This is a genomic window from Legionella santicrucis (assembly GCF_001468135.1).
GTDB lineage: Bacteria > Pseudomonadota > Gammaproteobacteria > Legionellales > Legionellaceae > Legionella > Legionella santicrucis.
In genome coordinates this window covers 1-11,202 of record NZ_LNYU01000036.1, presented here as the reverse complement: position 1 = coordinate 11,202, position 11,202 = coordinate 1, and the positions used below count along the sequence as shown (strand labels likewise).

Below are 11,202 nucleotides of genomic sequence, written 5' to 3'. Positions count from 1 at the left end.
TCTTTTGGCGGTAGCTTTGGTTAGAATATAAAGAGGATCAGTTCTCCTAATAAACTTCTTTAAAGTTTATTAGGGGTGACCTATTACCTTGGTTTTTGCGCAGCGAAGCATACACTGTAAGCACGTAACACTGAAATCAAGGTATACTAAGAGATCTGAATTACAAGTAGACTCTAATAGTTGCAATTAAAATCATAAGGAAATACCACAGAAACGCTATTTTCTGGGCCATTTAAAACGACGGGACCTGCTTTTAAAACGCATTGGCTAATAGCAGGAGCTTGTAACCAGCCATTCACTGGAGTTGTATATAGAGTAGCGCTTATGGTTAATGGTTCTGGAGTACAAGGTAATTTTTCAATATATTGTGGAGCACTTCCGCCGCTTAATGTAATTGATTTACTTAACCCTAATAGGTTGGTTACATTAAATGCAACATTTTGGTCAAAAGTTACTGGCGGTGTTGAAACGGCCACTTGAACTTTACAGCTTATATCTGTGCTAGCATGTAGAGGAAGTAAGGCAGAAAAACTCATTATGGAAAAAGTAGTAAAAATCACCTTTTTTAACATAAAAAACTCCTAGATTAGTGGTTCAATTTTTTGTTAACGGAATTCATTGTAAAAGGATAAATAGAGTATCTTGTAATAGGAAAAAAATCCATCAACTATGTCAAAAAAAGATTTTATATCCTCGCCTTGGAATGTTTTTTGAAGCTGTTATATTAGTTAAAATTAGGAACGTTATTTTTAACAAAGGGATATAAATGGTCAAAACCATTCACAAATTAAGACAATATCTTCAACTCATTCTGGTCATTAGTGGAATGATGAGTGGGGCTCCAGTTTATGCATCCTTTCTGGAGGCTAAGCATGAGCTTAGTGTCCAGAAAATGCAGATCAAACCACAACAGTCTCGAGAGGTAATCGTCTTGATTCATGGTTTAATGCGTACGTCTTTAAGTATGTGGCCTCTAAAAAATTTTTTAAAAAGAAAAGGGTATGAAGTGTATATCTATAGCTATCCTTCACATAAATACAGTATTCAAGAACATGGGACTTATTTAAATCAGTATATTAAAAATCTATTAGCAAAAAATCCTGGGGCCAAAATTAACTTTATTACTCATAGTCTTGGAGGAATTATTACTCGAGAAGCGATCTCTAAACTTTCAAAAGAACAATTAAAAAATATTGGTTCTCTTATTATGCTGGCTCCTCCCAATCAAGGTTCAAAATTAGCAAAAATCTCGACGAAAATGTTTCCTATGCTTACTTTTCCGATAAAACCACTAGCTGAGCTTAGCTCCGATCAAAGCTCATACGTACATCATGTGCCTGTGCCTAACATTAACATAGGGATAATAGCAGGTCGGTATGATGCGAAAGTACCGCCTGAATATGCACGTTTGGAAGGACAAAATGCTCCAGTCATTGTTAATTCCAATCATACATTTATTATGAATAATGAAAAAACACGTGAATTAATCATGAATTTTTTAGAAACAGGAACATTTGAGCCGGTGACAGGTAAAATCTATTCATATAAAGAAATAAAACCAGAAGCCGAACAAAATTATCAGAATAAGCAAAACAAAATGCGCGCTAACATTTGAAAGATATATGATTATAGAAATTTATCTCTAATAAAAATTTACGAAATTTGTTTCGAGAGTACTATCTTGAGGGCGTTATTTGGTATGTATCAGCTGCATTTGTTGTTTCAATGATCATTTTAGAAATTGTTTCACTAAGCAATTCGCGTGCGAAGTGTTTTGCTCTGACTGAAGGGTGAGTCATGGTATTGAATAAATCTTGGTATACCTCATGTTCATCACTAAAGGAGCATTTGCAAAAACCATTAATTTCGCGCAATTGCTGGCACATATAATTGATTGTATTATCAGTTTCGTATTGAGGGAGCGATCTTTGAAACTCTTTTTCAAGCTCTTCAGAATCAGCATAAGTGGCTAAAAGTAGCAAAGTATCAAATATTACTAGTCTATTTTCTTTTTCGGCTGCATCAGGGGTGTCTGAAAGTGTTTTGCGCATTTGATTAATAAATTTCTCTATTTTATTTTTCTGTAACGCAATTTTTATTTGCAACTCAGTATTCATTATATAGCCCCTTGATTTAAAAGATGTACTAATCATATTGTATTTAGTTTGAAATTGTTTGAAGCACAAAATTTTCATTATTATTTTGTGTAGAGTACGTATCAATTAATTGATCAATAACAAAATCAATATCATCATGTAATAAACACTCTTTTTGAACTGATTTTAGATTACCAAATTTTGCGTATAATAAAAGCATTTGCAATAAAGATTTTTCAGCCTTATTTTCTTTGATTTTAGTTTTAATTTGCTCAGGGTCGATTATCTCCATAATCATTTGACCATCACTTACCTTTTTAACAGTGAGACATGGCTTATTCTGTTCCCCATTCAATACAATTTTAAATCCATAATCTGTTACGGCAAATAATGAGTCGATTTGGAATTCAGGCTGCTTTAAACACTTCAAAAAAAGATGCTTGTCACTTTTGGCACCAGTATTTACTCGAGCTTTGTTAAAAAAGGATGCAAGACACATCAAAGAACCTTTGTCATTGCTAATTGTTAGTGTTTTTTCTCCATGTGTATCCACGGTAGCAATTAAAGGGGGTGTTGTGTTGCGAGGAACATTGGTGTTGTAAAACGCAATTGTCGTATTGGGATCACAATGAATTAATAAGTTAAGACTTGCTGTTTTATGCATATGAATCAAGCTCGTCGTATTTACATAACGACCTTTATCAGACGAGCTACTTTCCTCTTGCCTCGCTCTTTCATAAGAACGTTTGACAACTTCTGACATGTCATCCAAACAAGCACAAATGACTAAAGAGTTATTATTTTTTGCAACTAAGGCTTTTTGTGAAGGTTTATAAGTCACTCCGTCAATAATGATATTGGGCCGTTTTTCTTTTTTGGCTTGCATACGTTCTTCAACCAGCTTACTAATTAAATAGGCACTGTCTTGAGTACGAATAAAAACTTGTTCTGTCTCCTGCTTTTCAAATTCATCAGTGAAAGGCATAAATATGCCCCGATAATCATCCGTTGCAAGTGATACGTACTCTTTTCTTTCTTCTTTTTTTATGTATCTGTTAGAAATAGTACTTTTACCGCTAGCTGCTGGTCCTAAAAAAACAAAATCATGATTATCGGTTAGGGGATACACTGTTTTTTTCTCAAGTTTTATTTCTTCAGCAAAGTCATCCAGGTTTTTATCTAAAAACGCAGACATGGTTTGATTAACCAGCTTTTTTTGTATCTTATTCATTTCCATGATGAAGCACGAATTAAATCTGGATTGATATGCAATGCTCCCTTGATTTAGGGAAGGATATAGTTTTTCCATTCGTTCATGAGCTTTTTTAGTGCAGAGTTGTTCTGTGTTTGTCTCTTTGAGTGATATGTAAATTTCTGACCAAGCATTTGAAAGTTTCTCGAATTTTGTACTTGATTTTAGAATACTATGAAATAATTGTTGTGCTAATTCATTGACTTCTTCCACATCTACTCGATAATCAGTGATAAGCCTTGCAGCAATATGAAGCATTAATGTCGTTTGCATTTTGGGAACTAAGACATCAGTCAGCCATTCTTCATGAGCTACATTCGCATGAATTAATTGATCTTGTAGATCACCTTCCATAAAATTAGGTTGTAGTATGCGATTATAAGTTTCGTGTAATTTTCTTTCTTGAGTATTCCATCGACTCAAACCTTTTAGAGTTAAGATGTGCCTCATATTAAAATGAGCAACTGCCGCTTCTCTAACCTCGCTTAATCGGTTCAGTAGTTTGGGGAATGATTGTTCAGGAAGAACCAATGCTTCACTTAATGGTCGAACTTCTTTTACTTCCGGTCTCAATACATTCATAGATAAAATTTTATAGCCATTGCGAGTACTCCGACTAACTCGTACACTGCCTAGAGAGTTTGTGGAAGGCGTTTTTTTCACTAAGGAATCCGATTTCATTTGATGCATATGTAAAAAATCAAGTAAAGGTTTCCTTTTAGGTAATGGGTTTATAGAGTTCTGTTTTTGAGCTTGAATATGAGGCAATTTTACTGAAGGCTTATAAAGCAAAGAATGATCATGTTGAATATTATAAAAATCAATACCTGCTGCAAGAACTGCTTTGGCTTGATTACTAACTCCTTGAATCTCACCGTTTAAGTTGCCAGGAATGACATCGAGTATTTCATGATTGTGATCATAGATAATAGTCATGACATAATCTTGAGGTTTAATATGAGTATAAGCAATTTCAGCCAATTTGGCTTTTCCCATCATTTCTGTAAAAGGTTGTGAATGAAATGCTTTTTTACCGCGCACAATGTAGAGAATTTTGATGCCTTTTATGTCGCCAAGGGCAATATCAAATTTATCAGTCACAGTATGAGTGCCAACTCCAGTAGCTGCTAATGGAGCAGCAGTTCCTGATCGAACTTCATGTTTTTTTAGGTTATTTTCTTGCCCGGATAATAAATGACTATCGGTAGAATACTCTCCAGTACGAGTCATTTTTTTGGCAAAAAATTCTGTTTCAGGTAATGAATCAGTTAAATGTCCTCCTTTAAAAACCACGGGAGCTTGAGTGAGATTTAATTTATCATTTTCATAACTACGTACAGTATGATAGTGATGTACCTCATTTTTTAAATGAGTTGTTAGTTTGTTTTTGAGCTGCTCTCTGAATACAATGGAAGGTGGTATCACTATATCTAATGCATCTGTCAAAAAAGAATGTTCTTTTTTATTTTTCACATCGCGTACGGAAACGAAATTTGTATCATTAACTAGTCCAATGATTAAATCTACTAAATTAAGTTTCCAGATTTTTTCTTTATCTTTACTGTCAGGAACATATTGAACGAGTTTTTCATTAGAAGAGTTAAAGATGACTTTTTTGATAAAATTTTCAAAATTTCCTGTAGTTGATGGAAACGTTTCATCTAGTTTTAAAAGCGGGGTACTTTTATAGAGTTCGCTAATAGTTTTTAAATGCTCAATCAGCGTTATTATTTTATTATCCAATTCCTCATCTTTTGCATGGAGGTTTTCCTCTAATGTAGCGACTAAAACAGCTATTTCCTTCATCAAGCCGCCTACAGTTTCGATTTCATTTTGGAATATTTCATTGATACCAATAGTTTTTTTAATTTGTTTTATATGAATGTCGATTTCTTGATTATAGCGTTGGCATGCACCCGTTGCTAACAGATCTTTAAATCGAGCCAAGTTACCTTGGTTTAGCCACCGATAAAGGCTAAACTTAATCCTTTCATCCTGCACCAAATCAACTGCAGGTAAATGAGATAGAAATAAGCTTGCACCAAGATCGCTATCTAAAAAGGCAATTCCTTTATCTCTCAGTGATGCGGTACTATGAAGAGGAATATCTCCTGTATGCCCTCGTTGTGATGTAATTTGCAAAATAGCGGGTAAATGTTTTTTTAAGTCTTCCTCAGGAATGGTTTTATCTAAAGCAAAATTGAGATCATTATAGTTAATCGTTGCATTGATTTCTTTTCCAGAGGGATTAATAACGGTATATTTTAGTTGGCTATCGAATAATTCTACATATAAAGTGTTTTTTTTCAGCAAGTCTTTACTTGGTATTTTAAGACATAAGTCATAGCTAATAGCGCGGAAAAACTGAAGCAATACTTTGGTATTAATTTCTTTGGGTTTTTCTACCTGCTCGCTTTGTATTCTTCCTTGATTAAATTCAGAAGCTAAATATTGTGTGAATGATAGCATAAATGATTCGGATAATGGTTCATTAGTCATAAAAGTAATGAATTGTTCATAATCATCTTCTTCTCTAATCTTGTTAAAATTAGGGAAACTCTTAGCTAATTTGCTTTGCATTAACAAAAAATGAATAAAGGCCTCATTAAATTGATCAATGGTATTAATTCCGAAGGATTTTAAATGCTCAAAGGTTAATTCTAGGGATTTCTTATGGTTAATATGTAATGCCATTTTTTGTAGAAACAAGGAATAATGGGGATTATTTTGTAATTTTTCCAGGGCCGCTTTTAGACATTCTTGGTGAAATGCTTTGGTACCCATTGTTTGAAGTACTTCATCTTGAATATCAATACCCATTTTTTTTGCATCTTGCAAAACGACAAGAGCAATTTCTGGTGCAATATTATCCCATTGATACATAACACCATTTTTTGATTGTTGTTTTGAATAGCTTGTAGCAGACAGTTCTATGGCACCACGTAGTGTACGATGATATTCATATCGTGGCAGTTCATTCTTATTTACGAGACCGAAATTAATGCATTTTTTTGCATATATTTTTGCCATTTTGTGTCAAAGTTTTTTTTTTGGATAAAACTTATAACATATTTTACTTAAGGATATATGATGTAACACTAATGTTATTAATTCGAAATGTAAAAATAAACATCTAATTTGGGCATAAAAACAATATGCTCGATTTTTTTCTTGCCATGCGTACATGCTTGTTCCTCAACATAGGAAAGCTAATTCGTTTTAGGCGTATTCATATAGGGCAGAGTCGCCTAAAAACATACATTTTTATTTTTTTACTAATAACACTGGGATTTTGGAGATACGAATGACTTCTTCAGCGACACTTCCAGTTAGTATATGCTGAATTCCGCGTCGACCATGAGTGCCAATAATGATTAAGTCAGCAGACCATGCCGATGCCTCATCAACAAGTTTTTCAGCAATTTGTGATTTAGAAGGAGTGAGTTCCGTGAGTTTCATTTCAAACTCAATTTTTACGCGGCTTAGTTTTTTCTTTATTGAATTTAAAACCTCTTGTCCTTGTTTTCTTATTAATTCAACAAAAGCCTCACGATCTACATCACCTTCATATAATGTATCTACAATGTGAATCACACAAAGTTTAGAATTTTGGTTTTTAGCAAGTTGAATGGCTTCTTTTAATGCTAAAGAGGAAGCTTTACTCCCATCAACAGCAACCATAATCTGTTTATACATAAGACTTCCTTGCCGATAAAATTAAATAATACATTAGCTTTACGCACTTGCAATATATTTGCAATAAACATTATTGGTTATGATAATGAATGTTATATTCTCAAGAATCACTCCATTATTAAAATTTCAATTTTTAATAATCGAACTCCGCTCACTTGCCTTAATCTGGCCGTTTTATCCAATTGATAAGCCATAAGATAAATGTTCATTTCGGATACCTTCTATGGTTTTTACTCTTCTAGAAGCATGAGCTTATTGATCGATGATTGTTTGTTTATGGCATCTATATATTATTAAACCAGAAACAAGTTCAACAATTACTCCTTCTGTTCCTGAGTGCTCCTGATCACATTTTTCACTTAAACATATTTTCAAATTATCAAGGTCTTTTCCAGTGGTTTTAAAGATAATTTTATTTTCTATCAAAATCCTGGCTTCATAGGTATCCTTTTCATTCGATGAGTCCATGACTATCTCCAATTTTCTCATCATATATAAATTATAGTGCAAAACTTTTTTTAAAGTTCATATCGCGAACTGAGTAATGAAGCTTTTATCCTTAAAATAAGAATAGCATAATGTAAGTTTTAATTATTTGAATACTGATAATTGGAAGATTAAATGAAGTTATAGAAAAGTTTTATGATATTCATATTTGCCTATTAGTTCGGCAGTAAATTATAACTGCCGAACTCAGGAATTTTTACCTACTCGCTATTATTTAAAAGTATGGTAAATTTCCCCAGTATCAGTTGCTATGAATGTAGATTCGCCTTTCTTGAGACCTGTTCCTGTATCAATATATGCATAATTATCTACCTCATTACGTCCATTAAATGCAAATTCAACAATGACACCGTCCTTATCACGAACTGCTGTTTTAATTCCATGCTGATTTTGTGTTTGATAAATAACTTTGATAACCTCTCGGTGTAAAACACCCATTATCTCAGGACTCACATATATTTGTAATTCTCCACCCTGACCAATTTCATATTCTTTGTCAGTACCATTAGTCAGCGTCATTTTGAGTTTGGAGTTTGCCTTCACCTCAGAAACTGCTAATGGAATTTCATTTAACCAATTTGGAATTCTAAAGATGCCGGCAGTTTCTCTTAGATTTCGTTTAATGTCCCCTGTATGTTCGCAATAAAGAGGGGCTACTTGGGTAAAATGCCCCATATGTTTCACATCATTTTTAGATGAATATTCTGGATGAATAAAGCCGGTCTTAAGAGCATTAGGTGATGCAAAATATAAACTCGCTCCTTTAGGGAATTGACCATTCATGTATAAAATGCTGAGATATCGCAAATCGTCAACGGTGATCTCATTTAATGGTTTATTTAGTGCTTTGATTAAACTCTCAGAACCATTTACTAAAGATTGAACAACAATAGGGATTCCATGTTTCTTAAAAATTTGTCCAAAGGTAGCCATGCCCCAATCATCAGGCTTATATCCGCCGTCTTTTTGTTTTTGAGCTACTTGCTTATCTAAATCTTTTGTTGTGGTATGAAGATAATCAATAACTTCCTGCTCTGGCTTTTGCAATTTATTAGTTGTATGGTATTGACGAGTTCCAGCTCTATTTTTAGATTTTTTCTCTTCACCCTTTATATAACACTTATTGAAAAATTGATTAGGGTTAGGCATATCATTCTTAGGTATTTCTACAGTCTCAATTGGTTTTGTCTTTTCTTTTATTAAATTTTTTGTTTTATTTTTTTCACGAAACATTGATTGATCCATCATATGATCATTCTTTTTCAAATGAATATCTTTTTTAGGTGTTTTTATTTTGCCCATTAATTTTTTATCTAACTTCAATTTCATCTACAACTCCTTCATTCTCTATACCACAATTGCAGTGAAATTATATCAAATGTTTATTAAGTGTGCATTATGTGCGTTGAAAGCGAATGAAAATCCAAATTACTTCAAACCATCTATGCCAAAAAAGAAGAACAGAAATGGGGCAAGTAAATGTGGGGCCAAAATGAAATTAATTCTTTTATGAATGGTAAAAATACGAGGAAGAAAAAAATAAATAATTTGACGATCATATGGGTATTGCTTAAAACTAATTACTATAATGTCGCACATGCTTTGCAAGAAGATATGGATATTACAGTTATTGAATGGATTGTGCTTGAAAAAATATATGCATGCAATATCCTAAAACTTACTGTAGCTTAACTTGAGAAAATGATATATTTTTTCAGAGTTAATAGAATATTAAGGAATATTATGCCCCGTATTAAAGTGAATGATATCTCCATGTATTATGAAAGTCATGGTCAGGGAGAGCCTATTGTTTTTATTGCTGGATTCAGTGCTGATCATACAGCATGGGCTGCAATCGTTGAGCACTTTAAAGAAAAATACCAAGTGATTCTTTTGGATAATCGGGGTATTGGTCAGACTGATATTCCGGATGATGTTTATAGTATTGATCAAATGGCAAATGATGTAGCCGATCTATGCACTGCTCTTAATATCCAACAAGCCCATTTCGTGAGTAATTCGATGGGAGGGTTTATACTACAATCCTTAGCGTATCGCTATCCCAGCCTGGTTAAATCTGCAGTAATTGGTAATTCTAGCGCGAAAATAGAAACAGCCTTTAATATTTATCTTCAGGCACAACTTGAGCTTATGAAAGCTGATGTTCCCCTTAAATCACTAATTAAAGCTTCATGCAGTTGGTGTTTTTCATATCAATTTCTTTCTCAACCTGGAGTCCTTGAGCAACTCATACAGATTGGTTTGGATAATCCTTTTCCATTTACGATTAAAGGGCATGAAGGACAATATGAAGCGCTTCAACAATTTGATTCTCGAAAGTGGATAGGACAAATCAAGGCGCCTGTTTTAGTATTGACTGCTGACCAAGATATTATTATTAGTGAACGGGACTCTAAGTATCTTGCCAGTGATATTCCTGGAGCGCGTTATTATTGTTTTGCTGGCTGTGGTCATTTACCTCAATTAGAAACCCCAGAAAAATTTTTTCAAATTGTCCGAGAATTTATTGAAACGATAAAATGATTCCTCGAAAATAAATAATTCTAACTTAAAAATCAGTTTCGATATGAAAAGTGTCCGCAAGTTTGCAGACACTTCACCAAATGAATTAAATTAGAAGGTAAGTGCTCACCGTAAATGGATTAACATTATGAGTTCATTAGGGAGTTTTTATGAGACTCTTGTTCAATACATGTACCTGTTTCCAATGACCACCCAAGTTTTTTCAATTCTGCATTGACCTCCATTTTTTTGAGTATATTGATTAACTCCTCAATGATTGGAAATTCATTAGTTTCTTCAATAATTTTTAATAATTTTCCAACTTGCTCAATGTCAAGCAATTGCATTCGGTTTTTTACTTCACTCCGTTGAAGTGCTTGCAGTAAATAATTAATCGTTAATTTATCTGCTCTTAATAAATTGAAGATATCGTTCCAATCTCGTTGAAGATTTGGCACTGTTTTTACACAAACACCTTCTATATTTTCACCAATAGGATATTCTGAACAGTAAATAGTTCCACGGCTAAGAATCATATCTGTGACTGAACCGCCTTTTTCTAATGTGGTGATAATTTCATTGAGTCCGAAGCTTTTAGCATCTTCAAGACCATGATCGGCCTGGTTTACTCGAATATGGACATGCAGCGTTGTAGTCGCTTCCAGGTAAGGCATATGGAGATATATTTTTATTTTATCCTCTGGAGTAACACCATATACTGCTGCAAGATTTTCTAAGATATTGTCTCTAAGTGATTTTAAATAAATCAGCGATTGTTTTTTATCTTGATCTAAATCAAATAAGCAGGCTAAATAAACATTGTCACTTTTTGATTCTAATGTGGTAATTGATTCCTGACTCAAAGTTCGCGGTAATTTTGAAAAACTTCCGTGCAATTGTAAGGGTGTCATTTCTTGCCCATATCGATAATAGTCAAATGGTTGTTTCTCTTTTTTACCGTTACATGATCTTTCTGCTTCACGCATTAATTGAGTTCTATGAGACTCAAGAACTTTCTGGGCTGGTAGTGTGGAGCGAAATTTAGTAATAGGTCACTGGTGATTAGCAAAAACCAAAGATTTTTTCCCGGAGAAATGATCCATCAAAATCTGCGAGCAAACATCAAAG

At 33.5% G+C, this 11,202-nt stretch carries 10 protein-coding genes; 3 read left to right on the top strand and 7 right to left on the bottom strand.

Going from position 1 to position 11,202, the window contains the following annotated elements; translation table 11 throughout:
• Positions 1–173: 173 nt before the first annotated feature.
• Positions 174–572, bottom strand: coding sequence for a hypothetical protein (locus Lsan_RS09095; RefSeq protein WP_058514091.1), 399 nt, complete (start codon positions 570–572; stop codon positions 174–176).
• A gap of 194 nt (positions 573–766) precedes the next feature.
• Here Lsan_RS09095 and Lsan_RS09090 point away from each other — a divergent pair, with 194 nt between their 5' ends.
• On the top strand, positions 767–1,615 hold the full coding sequence (locus tag Lsan_RS09090) for an esterase/lipase family protein (RefSeq protein ID WP_083505108.1): 849 nt from the start codon (positions 767–769) through the stop codon (positions 1,613–1,615).
• A gap of 61 nt (positions 1,616–1,676) precedes the next feature.
• On the opposite strand, the gene Lsan_RS09085 is transcribed toward Lsan_RS09090, so the two are convergent.
• From Lsan_RS09085 to Lsan_RS09065, 5 genes are all read right to left on the bottom strand, one after another.
• A complete protein-coding gene (locus Lsan_RS09085; protein WP_058514090.1) occupies positions 1,677–2,117 on the bottom strand; it encodes a hypothetical protein in 441 nt (146 codons plus the stop codon).
• A gap of 43 nt (positions 2,118–2,160) precedes the next feature.
• The gene (locus Lsan_RS09080) at positions 2,161–6,378 is read right to left on the bottom strand and encodes a zeta toxin family protein (protein WP_058514089.1); all 4,218 of its coding nucleotides are present in this window, start codon (positions 6,376–6,378) and stop codon (positions 2,161–2,163) included.
• Positions 6,379–6,612: 234 nt separating this feature from the next.
• The gene (locus tag Lsan_RS09075) at positions 6,613–7,044 is read right to left on the bottom strand and encodes a universal stress protein (protein ID WP_058514088.1); all 432 of its coding nucleotides are present in this window, start codon (positions 7,042–7,044) and stop codon (positions 6,613–6,615) included.
• A gap of 252 nt (positions 7,045–7,296) precedes the next feature.
• The gene (locus Lsan_RS09070) at positions 7,297–7,512 is read right to left on the bottom strand and encodes a hypothetical protein (RefSeq protein WP_058514087.1); all 216 of its coding nucleotides are present in this window, start codon (positions 7,510–7,512) and stop codon (positions 7,297–7,299) included.
• A gap of 249 nt (positions 7,513–7,761) precedes the next feature.
• Positions 7,762–8,880 (bottom strand): hypothetical protein, encoded by a 1,119-nt coding sequence (locus tag Lsan_RS09065; protein WP_237762082.1) that lies wholly within the window; start codon positions 8,878–8,880, stop codon positions 7,762–7,764.
• A gap of 150 nt (positions 8,881–9,030) precedes the next feature.
• Between Lsan_RS09065 and Lsan_RS09060 the strand changes: the two genes are divergently transcribed.
• Positions 9,031–9,243, top strand: coding sequence for a hypothetical protein (locus tag Lsan_RS09060; RefSeq protein ID WP_058514086.1), 213 nt, complete (start codon positions 9,031–9,033; stop codon positions 9,241–9,243).
• Between the two features lie 51 nt (positions 9,244–9,294).
• Positions 9,295–10,095: an alpha/beta fold hydrolase gene (locus tag Lsan_RS09055; RefSeq protein WP_058514085.1), complete on the top strand. Its 801-nt coding sequence runs from the start codon at positions 9,295–9,297 to the stop codon at positions 10,093–10,095.
• A gap of 125 nt (positions 10,096–10,220) precedes the next feature.
• On the opposite strand, the gene Lsan_RS09050 is transcribed toward Lsan_RS09055, so the two are convergent.
• On the bottom strand, positions 10,221–11,060 hold the full coding sequence (locus Lsan_RS09050; RefSeq protein WP_237762081.1) for a hypothetical protein: 840 nt from the start codon (positions 11,058–11,060) through the stop codon (positions 10,221–10,223).
• Positions 11,061–11,202 lie beyond the last annotated feature (142 nt).